The sequence below is a fragment of the Paenibacillus swuensis genome (genome assembly GCF_001644605.1).
In the GTDB taxonomy this organism is placed as follows: domain Bacteria; phylum Bacillota; class Bacilli; order Paenibacillales; family DY6; genus Paenibacillus_N; species Paenibacillus_N swuensis.
Map to the genome: position 1 here is coordinate 3,925,835 of NZ_CP011388.1, position 22,207 is coordinate 3,948,041.

Consider the following 22,207-nt stretch of genomic DNA (forward strand, 5'->3'; position numbering starts at 1 on the left):
CATTAGTTTCTCTATTATACTTCCCAATTAATCTTGACTTCGTTGCCTGTCCGGGAAGATTCGTAAATTGCATCAATAATCAAATTATTGCGATACCCTGTAATAGCGGAAGTCCATGGGGTTTCTCCCGTTTGAATACACTCCAGAAAATGTCGATTCATCCGAATTCGTTGTCCCTCATCGCTTTCCGGCTTGGCCAAATCCACTTCAACCGTCTGATCAAACACCTCTGTAAGGAGCTTTCCGGTTTCCCCTGTCAAGGACACCCCGCCGCCGTCACCCATCAAGTGAATAAATGAGTTACTGTCAGTATTCATATGCACAGCCCAGGAAACATCCAGTGTAAGGGTTGCGCCGTTATCCAGCTTAATCATGGCTGTCGCCAGATCCTCAACGTCATAATAGCCGCCCCAGTTCGGTTTGCCCCAGGAGCCTATGCCCTTCTTCTTCGGTCCGAATTCCGCGTAGGTTGTTCCGTACACGGATACCGGACGCGGACTGCCCATGAGATGCAAGGAGAGATCAAGCAAGTGAACCCCAATATCGATTAACGGTCCGCCACCAGCTTCTTCCTTACGCGTAAACCAGGTACCCCAGCCAGGGATTCCCTTACGGCGCATCCAACCGGCCTTGGCGTTGTAAATCCGACCGAGCGATCCTTTATCAATCTGTTCTTTCAATTGAAGAGGAAGCCACTCCCACCGCATCTGGTGAGCCACCATTAACGTCTTGCCCGACTCGCGTTGGGCTTCAACAATCTGCTTAGCTGTGGCCGAATTGATGCCCATAGGTTTCTCTAACAAAACATGTTTCCCCGCCTGAAGGGCACGTATGGCTAAAGGCGCATGCCATTGATTAGGTACGGCTATAATCACGGCATCCAGCTTCTCATCGTCAATCAGTTCATCCGGTGTATGATGTACACGATTAATTTCATGTTCTTGCGCCCTGAGCTGCGCCAAGGGCAAATATGTATCCGTTACCGCTGCGAGATTCACGGAGTCTGAAAGTTGTTTAAATCCCATCATATGTACGTTGCCGATATTTCCCGCGCCAATAATGCCTAGTTGAATCCGGTTATCTGTTTCCACGTTTCGATTGGCCTCCTTGTTGGTTCCCAAAACTTCACATACTGACTATTTTACATGAAACCATCCGATACTTCCAGTGAGGTTTGTCCGGTTATGGCTGAATATGGTACGATAAGGGAAAAGTATGGAACAGACATAAAATCTACATTATGAGATATGGAGAAAGTGAATATGGATAAACAAACCATTATATTTGATATGGACGACACCTTAATACATTGTAATAAATATTTCGAAATGATAATTTCACAGTTTGCAGATCAGATGGAAATGTGGTTTCGAGGCTTTGGGATTACCGAGAAGCAGATTCGGGACGTCCAGCAAGAACTGGATGTGGCTATGGTGGAGCAGCACGGATTCACCCTTGAGCATTTCCCCCAGTCCTTTATTGAAACTTATGAACATTACAGCAACTTGACAGGTTATCCACAAAACCCGGTGGAGAGAGACTGGTTGAATACACTAGGCGCTTCTGTCTATGACCAGGAGTTTGAAGCTTTCCCGAATATGCTGGAAGTTCTGCAGAAGTTGAAAGATGAGGGACACTTACTTTGTTTGTATACCGGAGGCGTTGAGGCTATTCAACAGAAGAAGGTGGACAAGCTGCAGCTGTCAACGTTCTTTGAGGATCGAATCTATATCGCGCAACACAAGACGGTAGATGTTTTGGAGCGTATATTGGTGGAGCATCAATACGATCGTAAACATACCTGGATGATCGGTAACTCCATCCGGACGGATATTGTCCCGGCTTTGCAAACGGGTATTCACGCCATCTTTATTCCCGCTCAAGTGGAATGGCAATATAACAACATTGAAATTAAGGTTACGCCGCAGGGTGCGTTCCTCACACTCAAAGATTTAACCGAAGTGCCTCATGCGATTCGTACCTTCGCCCCCGAAGCGAATTCAGCGAATCCCGCCATATAATCCACTCAAACTTAAAGAAAAGGACTTGGTCAAGTTGACCAAGTCCTTCCTGTATTAAAGAGAGACAACGATGCCGCCTTCACCGGCATAAGTGCCGATTACAGGCCCCATTTCAGAAATAAAAACTTCCTTAAACGGGTATTTTCGCATAATTTGCTCTTTGAGGGCTTTGGCTTTCTCTTCGCAGTTGCTATGTGCAATGGCAAGGACGTCTTTGCCGAAACCTTCTTTAAGCTCTCCGATCATGTCCACAAGACGTTGTAATGCTTTTTGTGACCCGCGGACTTTCTCTAATACATCAATACTTCCTTCATCTGTACGGTGCATTAGTAATTTAATGTTCAGGAATGAAGCGAGCGCGCCTTTCACACGGTCAAGACGACCGCCTTTCACAACGTTCTCTAGCGTCTCCAGAAAGAACAAAGTGCGGATTTTCTGCACATTCGAATTGGCCAACGCCACGACATCAGCAAATGAATTACCTAGCTGTACAGCCCGATATGCTTCATATACCATCAAGCCTAACCCATTCGACGCGGAACGGCTGTCAATGACTTCAATGTTTCCGGAGAACTCTTCTTCCAACAGCATATCTTTAGCCAATGCGGCGTGATTATAAGTGCTGCTAAGAGCGGAAGACAGTGCCAGAACAAGCACATCATTCCCTTTGTCGGTTTCTTCTTTATAAAGATTTAAAAACTCCATCGGGGAAGGGCTGGACGTTTTCGGTAACACCGAACTGTTCTTCATCTTGGCATAAAAATCCTCATAAGAAAGTTCAGAGCTCTTGAATTGTTCATGGTCAAAATGGACGGATAAAGGAACAATCATAATGCCAGCTTTATTCAGTATTTCGGTTGGGAAATCCATACTTCCGTCAGAAATAATTGTAATCGCCATGCTTGCCTTCCTCTCAATTCATATGCCTTAAGTGAATACGCTTAACTGCGCGTACTTACGGGTGCTTCGTAAATTTTACGTAAATTGTCGCTGCAGGTCAAGACCCTCCGCAAAGGCGGTTAATTGTGCTTTCTCATCCGGTGTAAACTGGTACTCACTATCGCATCCGGCATCCAACACAACCCACTGTACGATATGGCCGGCAGCATTGCAAATTAACAGAGCCGAAAGTTCTTTCATTTCATCAGACAACGGTGTGTTCGGAGCAACTTCGAATCCAATAAAGATATCGATCCATTGACCGTCTTCCCGAAATTCAACTTCAGCCTTCATATTTATAAACTGAATCTCCGAATAATAATCGGAATCATATTTCATCATCGTATACTAACCCCTTTTTATCCTAAACGTTCCGCCCTTTTGGCTCGAACTAAATCCGGTTGAATCCAAATATGTCTGAAATCCATCCAGCCGAGCGAATTAAATCCCAAGCCTTTTACGGACGGGTGAAACGCGGTATTGATTTTGCTATGAGTAATAAAGGTGAGAGCGCAGAATTCCATCAGTTTCGTTTCTATGCTGTCAAGTAAAACTTGTCTTTTTCCGTCTTTCGCTTCCATCAGCACCATTTGGATGATCTGATTGATCTCACGGGCTAATACATCATTGCAACCTACCCAGTATTTCTTATCATAATAAGTTTCAATGATCGTCACTTGGTCTTCTTCAAGAACCAGACTGCTGTACAACAGATCCGCCGAACTAATCGTACTCGAGAAGGAGCTATGGCAGTCATCTGTATACACGATCTCTACCGGAATTCCATACGCAGCACATTGGTCACGAATAAAGGACGTGTCTTTCCGATTTTTTGAGTTGCAAGCTAGTTTTACCGGTGTACCGTCATATTCCATGTCTTTAAGTAAAGCACGCGCAATCAGCGAATCATGAAAAGGATCATCCAAATTGACAGCAGCGGTTTGGTTTCTCGGATACAAACTGTGCGCGGGCATCACTCGAAATCCGCTAAGTTCCTGTACCATCTTCTTTCGATCGATCAGATGATGTATTGCTTTACGAAACCTCAGATCCTGGACAGGGGAGCCCTTGCGTTTCTGATTAAATTGCAGCATGGAACTGCCCGTACATATCTCTTCGATCTGATTCCAATGAGGTTCATGCTTTCGGCAAGTTTTACCATAACACAAGATCGAATTCCAGTCCGGTGAATCTACATGCACCTTCTCATCTTCGGGTAGAAAAACAATTTCCACGCCGTCCAAATGAGCTCTGCCCAAAAAATACTGGGGATGAGACTCAAGCACACACCGGTGTTCCGTCCATCTTGTTAACTTAAAGGGCCCAGTACCTGTCGGTTTGCGGAAGAATTCTTCTTCTCCTAATTTCAACAAGTCCATCGGTAAAATGGAAGCCGTCCCATTACATAAATATCGCAAGAGCAGATGGTTCGGCTGCGTTAGTTGAATTCGAATCGTTGTAGAATCGAGAGCTTCCACTACCTTCATCTTGGAGAACCAAAGTGCGGCGCTGCCGCTGCATTGCTCTCTCATGCGTTGCAGGGAATACACCACATCCGCACTGTTCAATTCTCTTCCGTGATGGAACATGATACCTCGCCGCAGGAAAAAGTGCCAGGTTGTTGCATCCGCAGAGACTTCCCAATGATGAGCGAGGTGAGGTTCAATGCTCTGTGTCTGACGATTAAACATCACAAGGGTATCGTAAATTTGCCGGGCCATATGTCCGTCGAAGGCATGACTCAACTTCGCGGGGTCCAGGGTGTAGATTTGCTGATATACCGGAAACCGGAACAGTTCGTAATCCTGAGTCTGCTTTTGCAACGTATTGTACCCAAAATATCCATTGAGCCATTCCATAAACTGATCCTTGATCTGGCTGCCTTCACCATAATCTTCTATAAGAGCCAAAGCCGCTTGCAGCTCACCCCGTTGCATCTCTTCCTGAGCAGCCTCCAATAACAGCGCCTCGGTCGGATGCAGGAACGTAAGGACGGACATATTCCCCCGGCCCCTGCCGGAGCACCAATGAATCCATCCTGCATCCGTCAACTTCTTGATAATAATTTTCACATTTCGTTTCGTACAGAAAAAAATGCCTGCCAATTGATCCACAGTAACAGGAACGCGCACACCAAGGTCAATCTCTCTGTAATGTTTCCTTAGGTCCAGATATTGTATAGAAAGATGCATATTATGATCTCCCCTCACGTTAAAAGATGAAATGAATTTTAAGACCCGTACCCTTTTAGTCCTCTTTTATTAAGATACACCATCCCGCAAGAGATAGGAACGGATAAAAAGAGGAAATGCCAAATTTTATGTATACGATTTTTGTGCCCTTTTATTCCAGTTATAATTAAATTACAAATTACGGAAGAAAAAGGGTGATGAGCATGTTGGTCGTTGATGAATATGTTGCTTACAAAAGAGTGCAATACAAAAATCAGGAATTGGCTACATTTCATAGCAGGGAAGGTTACTTTCCAAAGAGATTGGTGCTACACGCTTTGCTCTTCACCATGAGCTTCATTGTTTAATTTCATCATGAAGTGAAACCGCCGACCATCCTAAGGATGATCGGCGGTTTCTTTATAAATTGAATTATGGCAATATGGATGCGCCCATCAAGTACTTATCCACTTCTCTGGCGGCTTCACGGCCTTCATTGATTGCCCAGACGATTAACGATTGACCGCGGCGAATATCTCCTGCGGCGAATACCCCTTCAACGCTGGTCTGGTATTTACCATACTGTGCTTTCACATTCGTGTACCGGTCTTGTTCTAAACCGAACTCGGCGATTAGCCCCAACTCCGGTCCTTCAAACCCGACAGCGATTAATACCAACTGCGCCGGATAGACTTTCTCAGTTCCCGGAATTTCCTCATAAACCTTCACACCGTCAACAATCTTCCGTTGAATTTGCACCGTGTGCAATTCCTTTACATGTCCGTTCTCGTCTCCGACAAATTTCTTCGTCAATACGGAAAACTCACGCGGATCATGCCCGTACAAAGCTTTAGCTTCCTCGTGACCGTAATCCAGCGTATAAACAGTAGGGAATTGCGGCCATGGATTACTGCTTTCATTACGCTCCTCAGGCCCCTTGGCATGCGTACCGAATTGCGTTACGCTGTTACATTTATGACGCAGCGCCGTAGCCACACAATCGGTTCCTGTATCGCCGCCGCCGATTACGATAACATCCATTCCCTCAGCGTTGACGTATTGACCATCAGCCAATGCAGAGTCCAGATAGCTCTTTGTATTCTGGGTTAAATAATCCATTGCATACATAATGCCGCCTAATTCACGGCCTTCCATCGGAATATCCCGCGGTTTCGTTGCGCCGCCTGCAAGAATCACAGCATCAAAGTCTTGCTGCAACTGATGGGTGGAAATATCTTTACCGATTTCCGTATTCGTTACAAACTTTACGCCTTCTGCTTCCATTAAGTCCACACGACGTTGGACAACACCCTTGTCGAGCTTCATGGACGGGATGCCGTATGTCAGCAATCCGCCAATGCGGTCCGCACGTTCATATACCGTCACTTCATGACCGACCTTGTTCAGTTGCGCCGCGGCCGCCATGCCCGCGGGACCCGATCCGACTACGGCAACCTTCTTGCCTGTTCGGGTGGCAGGCGCTTTCGCGACAACCCAACCTTCGTCGAACCCTTTATCGATAATCGCCTGTTCTATGGACTTAATGGCTACGGGCTCTCCGATTAAGCCTACGGTACAAGCTCCTTCACAAGGAGCGGGACAAACACGGCCCGTAAACTCGGGAAAGTTATTCGTCTTGTGGAGCCGATCTAGCGCTTCCTTCCATAGTCCGCGGTAAACTAAGTTATTCCATTCCGGAATCAGGTTATTCACAGGACAGCCAGAGGTATGTCCGTTCAATTCAATGCCGGTATGACAGTAAGGCGTTCCGCAATCCATGCAACGGGAGCCTTGCGTTCTGATTTTGTCTTCGGAAAAGTGCTGGTGAAACTCTTCCCAATCCAAAATGCGTGTGAGAGGTTCCCGATCAGCCGGCAGCTCGCGCTTATATTCCATAAATCCAGTAGGTGTCGACATGATATCTATTTTCCCCCATCCGTAATTTCCGTCAGTATACGACAAATGTATATTAGTGATATCTTACCACAGGGTGCAAAGGCGTTGTCTAGGTATTCGCTTCCCTTTGCACAATAAAACTTTCTTAACGACCTCATAAGCAAACTTTTCACCCATAAAATTTCATAAATCTTAACACGCAAGCCTGCTCATAGAAAATGGATTAACTCATTAAATGTTTGTACTATTCTACAGCTTACTATCGTAATAAAAGGTCTGCACCCGAACCTCGTCTGCGAGTTCCATAATGCCGTAGGAGTATTGCTCCTGTCTGCGTTTGTCCGTTGCGGAGCCAGGATTATAAAGCAATATGCCATTGTGCGAACGTTTGTAAGGAACATGGGAATGTCCAAAAATCACAACATCGACTTTCTCATGCTGGAACGCTTCCAGAGCGCGTTGTTCCGTCGATTTGCGGCTACCGTCTCCATGCACCAGCCCGATCCGGTAGCGTCCAAAGCTCAATATTTTCTTGCGACCAAACTTTCTACGGATGTCCTCTCCGTCATTATTGCCCGCTACGCCGTCCAATGGAGCGATTCTTTCAAGCATGGCAGCCACATCGGGAGAAACCCAGTCGCCGGCATGTAAAATAAAGTCTACACCTTTCAATCCGCTGATGAGAGCTTGCGGAAGAGCTTTCGCCCTTGCGGGCATGTGCGTGTCCGATACAATTCCGATTTTCACCGTCTTTCCTCCATCCGTTGTTGTCATTGAATCTCATAAAAAAATATGAATTGTAGCAAACTAATTTGGAATGATGTTGATTAAAGGAGAGATGAATCTTGAGCCGCTTGACTGAAATTATTCAAAACCATCACCATTTGAGCGATTTATTCGCCATTGTTAAACATTACGGAGTCAGCGCGGAATTCGTAGCCCATGCGATGATGGACGAGTTTGAGCATCAGAAGGGTGAAGACAATGAAGAACTGGAGCAAGAAGCCACACAACAGCTGATGGAAGATCTTAAGCTGTTTTGCACCCGATTCTAGAAAGTTTACGTTACAAGGTGAAACGTCTGTCGACGTCCTTAAGGCAGAACAGTTCGTTTCATTCCGGAGAAATAACATCAAGTATAAGATATAAATTTATACTTCTGTTATTCGAAAAGGACCAAAGGGACTTCCCTTCGGTCTTCTTTGGCGTGTCCGTGTAAGGCATTAAGAAATACGTAAGTATGTATTAAAATTATAATCGTAAGGATTCTTTTCGTTATGTTCACCTTTCACCGACTCGTTTAAAGTCCATTCTTCAGGAGTTAAAGGTGGGAAAAAGGTGTCCGCTTCATGAAATACAGCATCGATTTCGGTAAGCAACACGGTACCCGCATAGGGTAGGAGCTGCCTATAGATTTCCGCTCCGCCAATAACATACAGATGCTTGTCCCCGAACCGGTCCATCGCTTCTTCAACGGAATGTACAACGACGGAGTCCGCAGCCTGGTAAGTCCGGTTGGTAGTCAACACCACATTCTCACGCCCGGGAAGGGCTTTGGCACCGAAGGACTCGAACGTCTTGCGGCCCATCAATATCGGATTTCCCATCGTTGTCCGCCGGAAATACGCCATGTCCGCCGGTAACTTCCACAACAATTGATTGTCTTTCCCGATTTCCCGGTTCTTACCTATCGCTGCAATCAGAGTAATATTGTATTTCATAAACCGTTCACCATACTTTCTTAAACTGCGATGGGCGCTTTAATGGCCGGATGACTTTCGTAACCTTCTATAATGAAATCCTCATATTTATATTCAAAGATGGACTCCGGCTTCCTCTGAATGACTAGCTGCGGCGACGGCAAAGGATCGCGGGTCAGTTGCAGCTGAACCTGCTCGAGGTGATTGGCATACAGATGCACATCTCCGCCGGACCAGATGAATTCGCCAACTTCCAGTCCGCATTGTTGAGCCACCATATGCGTTAACAGCGCGTAGCTTGCAATGTTGAACGGAAGACCCAGAAACACATCGACAGACCGCATGGTCAGCATGCAAGATAATTTCCCGTTAACGACATAGAATTGGAAGGCGAAATGACAAGGCGGCAGCTTCATGTGATCAATCTCGGCCACATTCCATGCACTAACCAGATGTCTCCGGGAGTCCGGATTCTTCTTGATGGATTCAATAACCGCGCTGATTTGGTCAATGCTGCGACCGTCCGGAGCGGGCCATGAACGCCATTGCGAACCGTATACGGGTCCCAGATCCCCGTTCTCATCCGCCCATTCATCCCAGATCGTTACTTTGTTGTCCTTCAGGTATTGAATGTTCGTATCACCGCTCAGAAACCACAGTAATTCGTGGATAATAGATCGCAGATGCATTTTCTTCGTTGTGATCAGAGGAAAGCCTTGACTAAGGTCAAATCGTAGCTGCCTGCCGAACACACTAACGGTTCCGGTACCTGTCCGGTCCTCTTTCTTCACGCCATGGTCCAATATATCTTGCATTAATTCCAGATAAGATTTCACACTGAGCACCTCATTATCAACAATTTAAATATATTGTAGCTTTACCTCCGGTTGAAAACAAGAATTATAAATGCCGAAGGAGAAGTTTACGCAGGATCGGAATTAAACGTGACGGTAACTCTTCCACGCGCGGAATCAGAACCGAGCCTTTTCCATAAATATTCTCCATCGTTCTGCGTTCCTGCTCTTTAATCTCTCGGCTAGCCAAGAATACACCGATTACTTCGATCCCTTGACGACGGGCTTCATGAACAGCCGAATACGTGTCCAAAATACCTTCCTCATGATACTGCTCCGCGGAAGGCTCTCCGTCACTGAACACCATCAGAATACGCTGCTGCTCCGTTCTGCGCAGAAGGTCCTTGATAACCGTCCGGATCGCAAACCCGTCACGGTTATCCTGTTCCGGTTCCAACTGCATGATTTCGGGACCCTTGGACGAAAGCATGGCGTTGTCGAACGACAGAACTTCCTGAAAGATGTTAGGGTAATCTTCATCCCGAAGCTTCTCGGCATCCTCCCAATGCGCGATTACGGCATGAGGAATGGAAAGTGATTTCAAGGTTTCATGAAATAACGTAATCCCCAGCTTCGTTTCTTCCATCTTATCCGCCATGGAGGCGGAGCCGTCCACCAGCAGCATGAATGCTGTATCCAGACGCGACGCCGGCCGGGCTTTTTTGTAAAAGAGGCGCGGCAAAGGCTCCGTCGCCGCGCGAGTCAGGTTCCGCCCCATGCGTCCGAACGCCAGATCGGTCCGGGGCGCAGTGCGCTGCCGCTCCATCGTGAGCAGGATGGTGCGGTGCAGCTTTCGCCGCAAGGGCGCCACGGCCTGCGCCATGCGGCGGTAAGCTTCCGCTTGCGCGGGTGTCGTCGGCCCCGGGCCGATGCGTACCGCTCGCGCGAAGCGGTTGATGCCCGGAACCCCCGCGGCTCGGCCTTGCTGCGGGGGTTCCGGGCTTTGCGCCGGAGGCGCGGCGACCGCAGGGTCGCCGGCCCCCCGGCGGGTCCGCGCCGGCAGTTCGCGCGCGCGGACAACGGCCAGGGCTTGGTCGCCCTCCTCCAGGCTGCGCGCAGCGGTGCCGTCGGTGTGCGACCGGGTTCCGCGTTCCAGCTCGAAGCGAAGCAAGCTGGAGGCGGGGGCGGTCTCCCGGTGCCAAGTCGGGAGACGCTCCGGTGCGCCTTCCGCCGAATTGGGATCGGCGGAAGTGTCTGGGGTTTGGAGCGGCTTCGAGCGCTCCTCGGGGAGGTTCGAGTCCAGAAGGCGCGTTAGCTCGGGATCCGGATGCTCAGGCGAATCCTCGGCTGTTTTTAGCCGATTATCATGTAATGGTCCAGGGTTGAAGGCGTAATATACCGTCCTCATATCCTCGGTCAGCAGTTCTTTAATGACATTAAATAAGTCATCGCTCAACTGGATCAATGCTGCTGTGGATGTTGCTTCAGATAGACGGGCCCACTCATGCCGTAACCCCCATAATAATGCCCTTATGGTTTCGGGTAGCTCAGCATCTGTGGCGGTTGCAATAGTTGCGAACTCACCCTCTTTCACAGCCTGAACAACAATGCAAGCAAACAGAGCGTCTGTGTGTTGCCGCTGCCGAAGATGTTGCTTCGCTTTATTTTCATAGTAGCTTTCCAACATACGATACCGTTCCCGGAATACAATCGCCGTGCCCTGCCGTTCTGTCATAATAACCTGAGCTAAGCGGCGCTCCTCAAAAAAGAGCAGAAGCTGATTACGAATGGAGGGGAACCGCTCCGGTTCTCGTTTTCGATCACCCTGAGTGGATGAAATGTATTGCTGAAGCATAGCCAGATTCGAGTATTTTGACGCACCAAGAGCGTAAAGATACACATCGCTTTTCAGTCCGATTCGCTCTTTGCTGTTTTCATATCCCTTCCAAAAGCGGCTCAACAATAACCGGGGGCACCCATTCTCCCCGCCATAAGGCTGCCAGGACGCAAATAAGTCCCAGTCAAGATCTAGTTCCTTTTCTCGGGAAAGCGTTCTGGATAAGTCCGTCAGTTCCATTTGGAGAAATGAATCCACTTCGCTTGGCGCAAGCTTAACAAAAGTCATTCGTCCCCCTCCTTTCCGCTAAAGGTTTATGTGTTGCACTTAAAATAGAGTTTCCGCTATATTGACAACGGCTGCCCGTTCCCGCTCATCTTCGAGTTTATCCGCAATGGCTCGGCGGACAGCCCTGTTCGGCGGTAAATAGGCCGCCAGATCACAAGCATCCACTAAAGCGCGGATGGAACCGGCCTCATCCGGCAATTGCCCCATCCGAATCTGTTCAAGTAAATCCGCGGACAATTGAACAAACCTAGAGATTAGAGACTCATCTTGAAGCTTCGATTGCTCACGAATGAGCTTCTGCAGCGCTGCACCCTGCAGGTAAGGCACTTCCATAACCACAAAGCGATTTTTCAACGCCTCGTTCAGCGGCACCGTGCCCACATAACCGATGTTGACCGCGGCGATCACGCCAAACCCCGGCTTAGCCTCTACTACGTCACCCGTAAACGGGTTCGTCAGCCGGCGCCGGTAGTCCAACACGCCATTAATAATCGGCAAGGTTTCCGGTTTGGCCATGTTGACTTCGTCAATATAAAGCAGCTCTCCTGCCGTCATGGCCTTCACGACAGGCCCGGGGACATATTCCACTGTCGTCGCGCCTTGAGCCGTCTGTCCCAGTGTCTTGAAGCCCAGCAGCGCCTCCGCGTCCAGATCTACGGAACAGTTCACGGCGTGCATCCGCTTGCCGAACCACTGTCCCAACGTCTCCGCAAGCTTTGTCTTGCCTGAACCTGTGGGCCCTTGCAGCAGGACGTTCTTGCCCATCGCCATCGCGAGCGCGGCATCGAACGCAAGAGCCTCATCCGGCGGAATATAACCGTTTCCGCCGGACTTTGCTTGCAGGGACTCCGGGAATCGTCCCTCCCGGGCAAGCTGAAGCAATCGTTCTAAGTTTTGTTGGTCCAACCGGAACCCTCCCTGTTAAGCAGATTATACGTGCCTCTGAGCACGCCTGAACATAAAAAGAAGACCATTACCTGCGTAATGGCCTCCTCTCCATGAATATTACTTCTTTTTCATTTTGTGCAATGCCATTTCAGCGGCATCATATGTTAATTCACCAAGTGTCGGGTGAGCATGAATCGTAAGATACACGTCCTCCAACGTTGCGCCCATTTCGATCGCAAGACCGATTTCGGCAATCAGGTTGGAAGCCTCGATCCCGGCAATTTGGCAACCCAGAACAAGTCCAGTGTCTTTGTCGCCCACAAGCTTAACAAAGCCTTCAGTGGCGTTCATGGAAATCGCGCGGCCGTTAGCGGAGAACGGATATTTACCTACGACCACGTTCATGCCTTTCGCTTTCGCTTCGGTTTCGCTTAAACCAACACTGGAAATTTCAGGATCCGTGAAGACGACAAGCGGAATGCACTTGTAATCGACGATGCTTGGCATACCCGAAAGAGCTTCAGCCGCTGTCCGCGCTTCGTAGTAAGCTTTGTGCGCAAGCGCTGGACCTGCAACGATATCGCCAATCGCGTAGATATTCGGCACGCTGGTGCGTCCTTGATTGTCGACTTCGATATAACCGCGGTCGGTAAGCTTCATGTTCAGCAGATCCAGACCCAGATCGCCATCCGTATTCGGACGGCGGCCAACGGTGACAAGCACATAATCAGCCGTTACTTTCTTCTGCTCTCCGCCTACGGAGAAGGTTACGGTAACATCCTTGTCTGTCTGTTCCGCACCTTCTGCTTTAGCGCCTGTAAATACGTCAACTTCGTATTTCTGCAGGTTTTTGGAAACCAATTGCGTTAGATCTTTCTCAAAGCCCGGAAGAATCGTATCGGAGCCTTCAATAATCGTCACTTTGGAACCAAACTTAGCATATACTTGACCCAACTCCATACCGATGTAGCCGCCGCCGATGACAACAAGGCTTTTCGGTACTTCAGACAAGCTCAAAGCGCCTGTGGAGGACATGATACGTCCGCTGAACGGAAAGGTTTTCAGTTCAATCGGACGGGAACCCGTAGCGATAATACAGTGTTTGAAACGGTAACGCGGGGACTCCTGCTCATTGAACAGGCGAACCTCGTTCTCCGAAATAAACATCGCTTCGCCGCGGAACACCTGTACCTTATTACCTTTCAACAGAGAACCAACACCGCTGACAAGCTTGCTGATGACACTGTTCTTATACTCTTGAACTTTAGCGAACTCCACTTTCACATCGTTAGCGGAAATCCCCATGTCCGCCGCATGTGACATCGTTTCGTACGTATGAGCTACGGAAATTAAAGCTTTGGATGGAATACAGCCGACGTTCAGACACACGCCGCCCAATTCCTCTTTCTCCACGATAATTACGCTGTGACCCAGCTGAGCGGCTTTCGCCGCGGCTGTGTATCCCCCGGGACCTGCGCCAATGACAACCACGTCAATATCTAAAGAAGCGTCTCCTACAACCATTATCTTACACCTCCATCATGAATAATTCAGGATCTGCGAGCAAGTTCTTAATGTAGTTCATGAAGTTTTGTGCTGTCGCACCGTCAATTACACGATGGTCGAAACTCAATGAAAGCGCCATAACCGGAGCGGCTACAATCTCACCGTTCTTCACGATCGCTTTCTCTGTAATGCGGCCTGTACCCAGAATGGCAACTTCAGGGAAGTTGATTACAGGTGTGAAGAACATGCCGCCGGCCGAACCGATATTGGAAATTGTGATCGTTCCGCCCTTCATTTCAGCAGGAGCGAGTTTTCCGTCGCGAGCTTTGCCAGCCAATTCTTTAATTTCGTTCGCAACATTCCATACATTCTTACGATCCGCTTCATGAACTACAGGAACGACCAAACCGTTGTCTGTATCTGCCGCGATACCGATATTGTAATATTTCTTGTAGACGATCTCATTCGCAGCTTCGTCAATCGTTGAGTTCATAATCGGGAACTCACGGCAAGCCGCCACCAATGCTTTCACGATGAAAGGCAAGTAAGTAACTTTAATACCCTTCTTCTCCATCGCCGGCTTCAGCTTCGTACGGAAGTCAACAAGCTTCGTAACATCCACTTCGTCCATAATGGTAACGTGAGGTGCCGTGTATACAGATTTAACCATAGCGTTAGCGATTGCTTTGCGTATCCCTTTAAACGGTATGCGCTCTTCCGCGCCGCCTGTAACAACAGCCGCTGCCGGTGTTGCTTTAGCTGTTTCCGTTGGAGCTGCTTCCGCGTCGGCAACAGGGGTAGTTTCAGCAGCAGGTGCTGGAGCCGCGCCGTTAAAGCCTTCAACATCTTCACGGGTAATACGGCCGTTCTTGCCTGTTCCGCTAAGCTGAGAAAGATTTACACCTTTCTCGCGAGCGAATTTACGAACGCTTGGCGTAGCCAAAACTTCGCCGGAAGTTTTTTCAGGAGCCGCCGTAGCAGCCGCAGGCGTTTGTGCGATCGCACCGGAAGCAGCATCCTTGCTCTCAGCCGGTACAGGTGTATCTTGTTTCACGTCTGCTCCGCCTGTTGCAACGGATTCATTCGGCGCTGTTTCTTCTGCTTCTGCGGTTTCGGCGCCGGCAGGAAGTTCGCCTTCCACTTCAATGGTTGCTACCGTGTCGCCGACGTGACAGATTTGTCCGTCCTTCACAAGCACTTCAACGATCTTGCCGTTCACCGGACATGGCACTTCAACAATCGCCTTGTCATTCTGTACTTCCATAATAATATCTTCGTCAGTTACCGTTTGGCCTGGTTTGATAAGCATTTTGACGATTTCACCTTCGTGAATGCCTTCACCAAGCTCCGGGAATGGATATTTGTAAATAGCCAATAGTGGACCTCCTCAGTGAAACGATTTATCGGAATCTATGTTGAGTTCTAACTGCAATTAAAATTCAAGAACTTTGTTAACCGCCTCTATAACACGAGCCGGGTTCGGCAGCCACTGGTCTTCAACCAATGCGAAAGGATATACCGTATCCGGACCCGCTACACGAAGCACGGGAGCTTCCAGGTGAAGGATAGCTTTTTCATTAATTTGGGCAATAATTTCCGCTGCGGCGCCGGAAGTCTTCTGAGCTTCCTGTACAACGATAGCACGGTTCGTTTTCTTAATGGATTCAACGATGGTGTCGATATCCAACGGCAATAGGGTACGAAGATCGATAACTTCAACTTCGATACCTTTCTTCTCCAGTTCTTCCGCCGCCTTCACGGACGTATGAACCATGGCGCCGTATGTCAAGATGGTTACATGTTTCCCCTCGCGAACGACATTCGCTTTACCGATTTCGACCGTGTATTCGCCTTCCGGCACTTCCGCGCGGAAAGAACGGTACAAGTTCAGATGCTCCATAAAGAAGACAGGGTCATTGTCGCGAATCGCGGAAATGAGCAAACCTTTCGCATCATAAGGATTGGACGGAATGACCAGTTTAATACCCGGGGATTGAAGAATTAAACCTTCCAGTGAATCCGTGTGTAATTCCGCAGCTTTTACACCGCCGCCGAAAGGCGTGCGGAAAACGATCGGGCTGTTATACTTTCCGCCGGAGCGGTAGCGCATACGAGCCGCTTGAACCAGCATCTGGTCCAAAGCTTCGTAGATGAAACCTACAAACTGGATTTCAGCAATCGGACGGAAGCCTTGTGTTCCGAGACCAACCGCCAAACCGGCGATCGCCGATTCCGCAAGAGGTGTATCGAATACGCGATCCTCGCCGAATTCTCCTTGCAAACCCTCTGTCGCGCGGAATACCCCGCCGACCTTACCTACGTCTTCACCGAAGATCAGAACGTTAGGGTCGCGTTCCAATTCAACGCGCATTGCATCTTTAATCGCTTGAATCATTGTCATTTGTGCCATGACTTATCTTATCCTCCCTCGATCGTTCAGCTGAATCCGACTGTAAGCCGCATTCTATAATCCGATTTATTTGAACTCTTCCATTTGCTCTTTAAGGTGTTTAGGTGTTTCTTCGAACATGCTGTCGATCAAGCCGGCTACAGTCATCTTCTCAGCAGCCTCAGCTTTCTTGATGTTCTCCAGTACAGAAGCTTTGGCTTCTTCTTTCACACGGTCATCATCCGCATCGGTCCAAAGACCTTTCTTCACAAGGTAGTTCCGGAAACGTACAATCGGATCCTTCGCTCCCCATAATTCTTCTTCGTCCTTCGTGCGGTATTTCGTCGTATCATCAGCCAGGGAGTGAGGTCTGAAACGGTAAGTCAACATCTCAATCAGTGTTGCGCCTCCGCCGTTAACAGCGTGCTCTCTTGCTTCCTGAACCGCTTTAACAACAGCCAAAACATCCATACCGTCAACTTGCACACCGCGAATACCGGCAGCCAGCGCTTTGTGAGCGACAGACTGTGCAGCGGTTTGCTTGGAGAACGGAGTCGTAATCGCATAACCGTTATTCTGAACGACATAAATAACAGGAAGCTTAAACGCTCCTGCAAAGTTTAGTCCCTCGTAGAAATCGCCTTCGGAAGAACCGCCGTCACCTGTGTAAGTAATCGCTACATTCTTCTTGTCTCTCTTCTTCAAGCCCATCGCAATTCCGGTAGCGTGAAGAATTTGAGCGCCGATAATAATCTGCGGCATAAGCACGTTCACATCATCAGGCACTTGTCCGCCGTGTTGGTGACCGCGGGAATATAGGAACGCTTGATACAACGGAAGTCCGTGCCATACAATTTGCGGCATATCCCGGTATCCAGGGCAGATCCAGTCTTCACGATCCAACGCATATTCGCTTCCGATCATAGATGCTTCCTGTCCGGATACCGGAGCGTAGAATCCAAGTCTTCCTTGACGTCCCAAATTCACGGCACGCTCGTCCCAAGTACGCGTGAACAGCATACGGTACATAATTTCTTTCAATTGTTCGTCCGTTAGTTGGGGCAGGTATGCTTCGTTAGCCACTTCACCTTCCGGAGTAAGCACGAATAAGGGTTCTACGTTGTCGCTATAGACTTCGTACGGCAGCTTGCTCATCAATTTCACCTCAATATAGAATTTAAAAATCTAATTAATATTCTGTTATAGAAATATTATACCTCTGTTGTACCCGTTTGGTCAAAAGAATTGTTTGAAATCCTTGAATTCCTCTGATATCTTGTATATAACAGGGCAAAAAAATTACTAGTACAGAATAATACAAGAACGTACTTTTTACCAGTTCCTTGTCCTATTTTTACCCAAGATCGGCTATAATAATTTCATTCTAGAAAAAAGAAGGTTGTACACATGACGGATTCCAAATACTATAAACGCACGATTGTCAAAGAAACAATCTCTTCAACTCACTTGCAAGAGGACCGAAATCTAAGAATTTTCCTGCCTCCGGGTTATAATGAAGTACTCAGTTACCCTGTTATGTATTGTCAGGACGGTGAGGATTTCTTCAACTTCGGCCGAGTGGCCACACACATGACCCGGCTGATTCTGGATGAGGATTATGAACCTGTCATCATTGTCGGTGTGGATGTGGATAAATCGGTCCGTACCTCTGAATATTCACCGGATGGAACGCGATTTGAACCGTATACCCGTTTTTTTGCTGAGGAATTGATACCCTATATTGAACAAAAGTATGCGGCGCGTCAAGAACGCTCCGAGCGTGTGCTGGCCGGTGATTCTTTAGGCGGTACGGTCTCTCTTCATATTGCGTTAAACTACCCGGAGTTATTCGATAAGGTGTTGTCTCTTTCAGGCGCATTCTATGAATCCACTTTGGCTAGGTTAACTCAGGAAACGGATCTGTCCCGTTTGGACATGTACATGGTCATAGGTTTACAAGAGGAATCGGTGGTTACGGATCATGGCACGCTCGATTTTCTGAGCTTCAACCGACGTGCGCATGAGATCCTGGTCGAGCGGGGGGCCAAGCCTTTATATAGTGAACAAGAAGGCAAGCACGTGTGGGGGTTTTGGCAAGGTGTATTGCCGGAAGCTTTACAATATTTTTATAACCGCTAACATCGTTGCGATATCGTTACCCCACAAGTGACCGATTCCGAAAAAAATAACGGTCCAAGTGACAGCACCCGGATAGGAGTAGGCGGCGAAAGTTTGGAACTTAATCCCTCCCGCTCCCATCAGCACGGGAACGACGTAACGCACCACAGGAATGAAATAACCAATGAACATGGCGATATTTCCGTATCTTTGAACTAATTGTTCCGCGAGTTGAATCCAACGTCTATGCTTCTCTTTCCTTTCAAACCGCTTCATTAACGGAGCGCCCAGCCATTTACCAAGCCAATAGCCAACCGTAACCGCGGTCAACATGCCGAGAATGATACAAGCATATACAGCCCAAGGACTCAGGATCCCCGTATCGGCCATGGTACCCCCTGTAATAATGGTAATCTCATTCGGAATCGGAACGCCAAAGGGCCCTAGGGAAAAGGCAAGAAAGAAAAATAAATATCCATACTGTTCCACAAGTTGTACTACCAGATCATTCACCTAAGGCACCTCCTTTCTAATCCATTTAACGTACTTAGTTTCATGTATACAATGCATAAAAGCGCCTCCCGCAGCAAGGTTGCCTGGAAGCGCTAGTAAGGGTGTTGGTTCAGAAACTAGTCGTTCAATTCGCCAATGCGTGCCTTGCCTTTCTCAGTTACCGCGAAGCTGCGTGTCATTTTTTTGATATGATCCACCTTGCGAAACCGCAGGGCTGACCAGTCTTCATCTATGGCCACCTGGCGAACCGGCTCGAAACCTTCCTCGCTTAGCAACCCGGCAACCGTTTCCCTCGAACAATCGGAGCCTTTATACAGTTTTGATGTTTTTTTGGGATAACACAACCAGAATAGTCCGTCTTCCAGCAAGTGATGTGAAGCTGTGTGGGCGAGAACCTGAATTTCGTCATTGCTGCTTCCGAATACCTGAACAAAATCATACTGTATTCCGGTTTCCGGGTGTCTGTGAATATGCCCTTTGAATGCAGATTCTGTTTCCGCATAAGCTTGCGGAGCGTTCAGAACTAATACCGGCTGACCGTGATCTTTGAAATTTAATTTTTTGAGCGTATCCTGTTCGGACATAGTCTAATGTGTCTCCTTTCCTAACGTAGCGGTTGAATCTTACTGATCTCCCGCTTCCCACAGTTTATCCAGTTCCCTCATCAGCTTCTCGACCGATTCAGGATCTGTGTCTCCTCGTAGCTTAAATGCGTGAAGTCGTTGCTGAGCTTCTAGTCCGGAACGCTCCAAACCCGATCGATCTTCTGTTCCCGCGGGATTAAACCAGACATAATGACCTTCAGGTCCGTTACGCAGGAATGTACGATTCCAGTAAACTGGGTAAGTATAGAGCTGTTCACCCATCACGACGGCGATTACGTCATCATGCCCGAGAGGCATCAGTTGATGGTAAAATTCCTCCGTGAATGCGCTGCTTGCTTCTTTGTGCAAATACGCGAAGTGCAAATAATGCTCACCGGTTTCCGTATCCTTGTCTATTTCGTAAAATTCATACTCGGATTCAGCCAAAGTCTGTACGGAGATGACCCGAGCTGTGATCTCGTCACCCTTCACTTTGTTTAATGCCGTTAATGATTTTAGTGAATTAGACATGAGCCATATCCTCTCGTTCTATAACCCAGCGAATCAGTTGATCGCAACCTTCTTGAACAAGCTCATATACCTCTTCAAAGTTACCAGTAAAGTATGGATCAGGCACATCTTCAAGTTCACTGCCGGGTACGAATTGCATGAACGGCACAATTTGGCTAGTCCGCGCATCAGAGTCAGGTTGTAGATTTAATACGTCTTGCAGGTTCTTCCGATCCATACAGACAATATAGTGAAAACCGGTGAAATCCGGCAAGTCGAATTGTCGCGCCTTCATGCCTTTATAGTCAATTCCGTACGTATCGAGAATACGTTGGGTTCCTACATGAGGAGGATGTCCTATATGCCAATCGCCCGTCCCAGCGGAATCTACGTTGATTTTGTCGGATAAGCCCATTTGTTGAATCTGTTGTTTGGCTACAGCTTCCGCCATCGGAGAACGGCAAATGTTGCCCAGGCAAACGAATAATATGTTAATCATCTATTCTCATTTCCTCCTGCTCACTCTTTAGCCTACTTTGTTTCTATGTGCCGTTGCGGTTCATGCAATGACCTGCGGGGCAGCTTCCATCCATAGTATACCGACATCATGCGAAGAATAATGACCAATACGAATAAAGCATACAATTGAACCGGGGTCGTCATCCAGCCAAAATGAATGACCGCGCCCGCCATAATCGCCCAGACCGCGTAAATTTCCTCACGCAACACAAGCGGTTTACGACCTGCCAGGACATCGCGTATGATGCCGCCGCCTATGCCTGTAAGCATGGCCGCAACAATGACTGCGCTTAAAGGCAACTGCCGCTCAGTCGCGTATAACGCTCCCTGAATGGCGAACGCCGACAACCCTACCGCATCCAGGATCACCTCAAAATTCTTCCATCGCCGAATCCAGCCAATCGGCAGAATAAAGATAATGATTGTCGCCAGTACGGCTGTTTTTAAGTAGAGTCCTTGCTGCCATAACATCGTAACATCCACGCCAATTAGTAAATTACGTATGACGCCTCCGCCGAACGCCGTAACTAAGCCGAGGACAAAGACGCCGAGTATATCATATTCTTCCTCCATCGCAACATAGGCGCCACTTACGGTAAAAGCGATTGTACCGATTAAACTGAACACTTCCCAACTCACTGACCGAACCTCTCCTCTGACTGTTGTGCAACCATCCCATATATTATATACGGTTCAAGATCATTCTCATATACTTAAATAAGGCGCGCACAAAGAAAAGCACTTCGGATAAGTGCTTTTGGTTGGCATTTAGATATGTTCCTGGTCTTGAAAATAACGGGAAGCCGCGTTGTCCAACATGACGACCAGGTTTGGGTGAGTTTGCAGCAATGAAGCGGGAAGCTCGGTGCGAATGGGCCCGGTAAGCGCCTCATGTACAATCTTCGCTTTATCTTCTCCCCGTACGATTAACAGAATCGTCTTGGCTTTAAGGATCATCCCCACACCCATCGTAATGGCCAGTTTGGGAACTTCCTCAATTGAATCAAAATACCGGGCATTGGCCCGTAACGTTTCTTCTTGAAGTTTAACCACATGTGTCCCGCTTACGAGTGCATGATCCGGCTCATTAAATCCGATGTGTCCGTTGTGACCCAGTCCGAGAATCTGAAGATCAATCTGCTTCGCTTTCGCTAGTTTTTCTTCGTATTGACGGCATTCCGCTTCCGGATCCGGTGCGTTGCCATCGGGAATGTGAATCTGTTCCGCAGGCAAATCCACATGATTAAACAGGTTCTCTTTCATATAGGTGTAATAGCTTTGTTCATGCTCGCGTGGCAAGCCTACATATTCATCTAGATTAAAGGAAGTCGCTTTCTTGAAAGAAACCAATCCTTTTTTGTAGGATTTCACGAGCTGTTCATAGACGCCTACCGGTGTTCCTCCGGTCGCCAGTCCCAGCACCGCATCAGGCTTCGTCTGCAATAACGAAACAATAATTCCTGCTCCTGCCTCGTTCAGTTCTTCCGTGGATTGAAATGTCAGGATGTTCATCTATATCTGTCCTCTCCGCTTC

The 22,207-nt window shown here is 48.1% G+C and carries 23 protein-coding genes; 3 read left to right on the forward strand and 20 right to left on the reverse strand.

Features of this window, described 5'->3' with window-relative positions:
* Nucleotides 1–14 precede the first annotated feature (14 nt).
* Nucleotides 15–1,091: a Gfo/Idh/MocA family protein gene (locus SY83_RS17490; RefSeq protein ID WP_068608846.1), complete on the reverse strand. Its 1,077-nt coding sequence runs from the start codon at nucleotides 1,089–1,091 to the stop codon at nucleotides 15–17.
* Between the two features lie 171 nt (nucleotides 1,092–1,262).
* On the opposite strand from SY83_RS17490, the gene SY83_RS17495 reads away from it, so the two are divergent.
* Nucleotides 1,263–2,021, forward strand: coding sequence for an HAD family hydrolase (locus SY83_RS17495; RefSeq protein WP_068608848.1), 759 nt, complete (start codon nucleotides 1,263–1,265; stop codon nucleotides 2,019–2,021).
* 54 nt (nucleotides 2,022–2,075) lie between these two features.
* Here the strand turns inward: SY83_RS17495 and SY83_RS17500 are convergent, their stop codons facing one another.
* The 5 genes from SY83_RS17500 to SY83_RS17520 all read right to left on the reverse strand — a co-directional run bounded on the left by SY83_RS17500 (nucleotide 2,076) and on the right by SY83_RS17520 (nucleotide 7,774).
* The gene (locus SY83_RS17500) at nucleotides 2,076–2,921 is read right to left on the reverse strand and encodes a DegV family protein (protein ID WP_068608850.1); all 846 of its coding nucleotides are present in this window, start codon (nucleotides 2,919–2,921) and stop codon (nucleotides 2,076–2,078) included.
* 75 nt (nucleotides 2,922–2,996) lie between these two features.
* On the reverse strand, nucleotides 2,997–3,302 hold the full coding sequence (locus SY83_RS17505; RefSeq protein WP_068608852.1) for a hypothetical protein: 306 nt from the start codon (nucleotides 3,300–3,302) through the stop codon (nucleotides 2,997–2,999).
* 17 nt (nucleotides 3,303–3,319) lie between these two features.
* A complete protein-coding gene (locus tag SY83_RS17510) occupies nucleotides 3,320–5,152 on the reverse strand; it encodes an ABC transporter substrate-binding protein (RefSeq protein ID WP_068608855.1) in 1,833 nt (610 codons plus the stop codon).
* 411 nt (nucleotides 5,153–5,563) lie between these two features.
* Complete coding sequence (locus SY83_RS17515; protein ID WP_068608857.1) at nucleotides 5,564–7,048, reverse strand: glutamate synthase subunit beta; 1,485 nt, start codon at nucleotides 7,046–7,048, stop codon at nucleotides 5,564–5,566.
* A gap of 228 nt (nucleotides 7,049–7,276) precedes the next feature.
* Nucleotides 7,277–7,774 carry a metallophosphoesterase family protein gene (locus tag SY83_RS17520; protein ID WP_068608859.1) on the reverse strand — a complete coding sequence of 166 codons (498 nt, stop codon included), beginning with the start codon at nucleotides 7,772–7,774 and terminating at the stop codon, nucleotides 7,277–7,279.
* A 98-nt stretch (nucleotides 7,775–7,872) separates the two neighbouring features.
* Between SY83_RS17520 and SY83_RS17525 the strand changes: the two genes are divergently transcribed.
* Nucleotides 7,873–8,082 carry a hypothetical protein gene (locus tag SY83_RS17525; RefSeq protein WP_068608861.1) on the forward strand — a complete coding sequence of 70 codons (210 nt, stop codon included), beginning with the start codon at nucleotides 7,873–7,875 and terminating at the stop codon, nucleotides 8,080–8,082.
* 168 nt (nucleotides 8,083–8,250) lie between these two features.
* Here SY83_RS17525 and SY83_RS17530 read toward each other — a convergent pair whose 3' ends face one another.
* From SY83_RS17530 to pdhA, 8 genes are all read right to left on the reverse strand, one after another.
* Entirely contained in the window at nucleotides 8,251–8,748 is a 498-nt protein-coding gene (locus SY83_RS17530; RefSeq protein WP_068608863.1) for a dihydrofolate reductase, read from the reverse strand.
* Between the two features lie 20 nt (nucleotides 8,749–8,768).
* Nucleotides 8,769–9,563 carry a thymidylate synthase gene (gene thyA, locus SY83_RS17535; protein WP_068608866.1) on the reverse strand — a complete coding sequence of 265 codons (795 nt, stop codon included), beginning with the start codon at nucleotides 9,561–9,563 and terminating at the stop codon, nucleotides 8,769–8,771.
* A 64-nt stretch (nucleotides 9,564–9,627) separates the two neighbouring features.
* Nucleotides 9,628–11,646: a nitric oxide reductase activation protein NorD gene (locus SY83_RS17540; protein ID WP_068608869.1), complete on the reverse strand. Its 2,019-nt coding sequence runs from the start codon at nucleotides 11,644–11,646 to the stop codon at nucleotides 9,628–9,630.
* A gap of 39 nt (nucleotides 11,647–11,685) precedes the next feature.
* On the reverse strand, nucleotides 11,686–12,528 hold the full coding sequence (locus SY83_RS17545; protein ID WP_407944635.1) for an ATP-binding protein: 843 nt from the start codon (nucleotides 12,526–12,528) through the stop codon (nucleotides 11,686–11,688).
* A 123-nt stretch (nucleotides 12,529–12,651) separates the two neighbouring features.
* Nucleotides 12,652–14,058 carry a dihydrolipoyl dehydrogenase gene (gene lpdA / locus SY83_RS17550; protein WP_068608873.1) on the reverse strand — a complete coding sequence of 469 codons (1,407 nt, stop codon included), beginning with the start codon at nucleotides 14,056–14,058 and terminating at the stop codon, nucleotides 12,652–12,654.
* 4 nt (nucleotides 14,059–14,062) lie between these two features.
* Nucleotides 14,063–15,415, reverse strand: a complete 1,353-nt coding sequence (locus tag SY83_RS17555; RefSeq protein WP_068608875.1) for a dihydrolipoamide acetyltransferase family protein — start codon at nucleotides 15,413–15,415, stop codon at nucleotides 14,063–14,065.
* A 57-nt stretch (nucleotides 15,416–15,472) separates the two neighbouring features.
* Nucleotides 15,473–16,450 carry an alpha-ketoacid dehydrogenase subunit beta gene (locus SY83_RS17560; RefSeq protein WP_068608877.1) on the reverse strand — a complete coding sequence of 326 codons (978 nt, stop codon included), beginning with the start codon at nucleotides 16,448–16,450 and terminating at the stop codon, nucleotides 15,473–15,475.
* A gap of 66 nt (nucleotides 16,451–16,516) precedes the next feature.
* Complete coding sequence (gene pdhA, locus SY83_RS17565) at nucleotides 16,517–17,584, reverse strand: pyruvate dehydrogenase (acetyl-transferring) E1 component subunit alpha (protein WP_068608880.1); 1,068 nt, start codon at nucleotides 17,582–17,584, stop codon at nucleotides 16,517–16,519.
* 252 nt (nucleotides 17,585–17,836) lie between these two features.
* Here pdhA and SY83_RS17570 point away from each other — a divergent pair, with 252 nt between their 5' ends.
* Nucleotides 17,837–18,568 (forward strand): alpha/beta hydrolase, encoded by a 732-nt coding sequence (locus SY83_RS17570; protein WP_068608882.1) that lies wholly within the window; start codon nucleotides 17,837–17,839, stop codon nucleotides 18,566–18,568.
* Here the strand turns inward: SY83_RS17570 and SY83_RS17575 are convergent.
* The 6 genes from SY83_RS17575 to nagB all read right to left on the reverse strand — a co-directional run bounded on the left by SY83_RS17575 (nucleotide 18,545) and on the right by nagB (nucleotide 22,185).
* A complete protein-coding gene (locus SY83_RS17575; protein ID WP_068608885.1) occupies nucleotides 18,545–19,060 on the reverse strand; it encodes a DedA family protein in 516 nt (171 codons plus the stop codon). The genes SY83_RS17570 and SY83_RS17575 overlap by 24 nt on opposite strands.
* A gap of 116 nt (nucleotides 19,061–19,176) precedes the next feature.
* On the reverse strand, nucleotides 19,177–19,644 hold the full coding sequence (locus SY83_RS17580; protein ID WP_068608887.1) for a DUF3052 domain-containing protein: 468 nt from the start codon (nucleotides 19,642–19,644) through the stop codon (nucleotides 19,177–19,179).
* Nucleotides 19,645–19,683: 39 nt separating this feature from the next.
* Nucleotides 19,684–20,175 carry a hypothetical protein gene (locus SY83_RS17585; protein WP_068608889.1) on the reverse strand — a complete coding sequence of 164 codons (492 nt, stop codon included), beginning with the start codon at nucleotides 20,173–20,175 and terminating at the stop codon, nucleotides 19,684–19,686.
* Nucleotides 20,168–20,653 (reverse strand): low molecular weight protein-tyrosine-phosphatase, encoded by a 486-nt coding sequence (locus SY83_RS17590; RefSeq protein ID WP_068608891.1) that lies wholly within the window; start codon nucleotides 20,651–20,653, stop codon nucleotides 20,168–20,170. Before SY83_RS17590 ends, SY83_RS17585 begins: the two co-directional genes overlap by 8 nt.
* 32 nt (nucleotides 20,654–20,685) lie before the next feature.
* Nucleotides 20,686–21,312, reverse strand: coding sequence for a trimeric intracellular cation channel family protein (locus SY83_RS17595; RefSeq protein WP_068608893.1), 627 nt, complete (start codon nucleotides 21,310–21,312; stop codon nucleotides 20,686–20,688).
* A gap of 129 nt (nucleotides 21,313–21,441) precedes the next feature.
* Nucleotides 21,442–22,185 (reverse strand): glucosamine-6-phosphate deaminase, encoded by a 744-nt coding sequence (gene nagB / locus SY83_RS17600; RefSeq protein WP_068608896.1) that lies wholly within the window; start codon nucleotides 22,183–22,185, stop codon nucleotides 21,442–21,444.
* Nucleotides 22,186–22,207: the final 22 nt, after the last annotated feature.

What these genes read in the sequence shown, in the direction of transcription:
- SY83_RS17495 (WP_068608848.1), top strand. Translation starts at nt 1,263, where the DNA reads ATGGATAAACAAACCATTATATTTGATATGGACGACACCTTAATACAT.
- SY83_RS17500 (WP_068608850.1), bottom strand. Translation starts at nt 2,921, where the DNA reads ATGGCGATTACAATTATTTCTGACGGAAGTATGGATTTCCCAACCGAA.
- SY83_RS17505 (WP_068608852.1), bottom strand. Translation starts at nt 3,302, where the DNA reads ATGATGAAATATGATTCCGATTATTATTCGGAGATTCAGTTTATAAAT.
- SY83_RS17510 (WP_068608855.1), bottom strand. Translation starts at nt 5,152, where the DNA reads ATGCATCTTTCTATACAATATCTGGACCTAAGGAAACATTACAGAGAG.
- SY83_RS17515 (WP_068608857.1), bottom strand. Translation starts at nt 7,048, where the DNA reads ATGTCGACACCTACTGGATTTATGGAATATAAGCGCGAGCTGCCGGCT.
- SY83_RS17530 (WP_068608863.1), bottom strand. Translation starts at nt 8,748, where the DNA reads ATGAAATACAATATTACTCTGATTGCAGCGATAGGTAAGAACCGGGAA.
- SY83_RS17540 (WP_068608869.1), bottom strand. Translation starts at nt 11,646, where the DNA reads ATGACTTTTGTTAAGCTTGCGCCAAGCGAAGTGGATTCATTTCTCCAA.
- lpdA (WP_068608873.1), bottom strand. Translation starts at nt 14,058, where the DNA reads ATGGTTGTAGGAGACGCTTCTTTAGATATTGACGTGGTTGTCATTGGC.
- SY83_RS17560 (WP_068608877.1), bottom strand. Translation starts at nt 16,450, where the DNA reads ATGGCACAAATGACAATGATTCAAGCGATTAAAGATGCAATGCGCGTT.
- pdhA (WP_068608880.1), bottom strand. Translation starts at nt 17,584, where the DNA reads ATGAGCAAGCTGCCGTACGAAGTCTATAGCGACAACGTAGAACCCTTA.
- SY83_RS17570 (WP_068608882.1), top strand. Translation starts at nt 17,837, where the DNA reads ATGACGGATTCCAAATACTATAAACGCACGATTGTCAAAGAAACAATC.
- SY83_RS17580 (WP_068608887.1), bottom strand. Translation starts at nt 19,644, where the DNA reads ATGTCCGAACAGGATACGCTCAAAAAATTAAATTTCAAAGATCACGGT.
- SY83_RS17585 (WP_068608889.1), bottom strand. Translation starts at nt 20,175, where the DNA reads ATGTCTAATTCACTAAAATCATTAACGGCATTAAACAAAGTGAAGGGT.
- SY83_RS17590 (WP_068608891.1), bottom strand. Translation starts at nt 20,653, where the DNA reads ATGATTAACATATTATTCGTTTGCCTGGGCAACATTTGCCGTTCTCCG.
- nagB (WP_068608896.1), bottom strand. Translation starts at nt 22,185, where the DNA reads ATGAACATCCTGACATTTCAATCCACGGAAGAACTGAACGAGGCAGGA.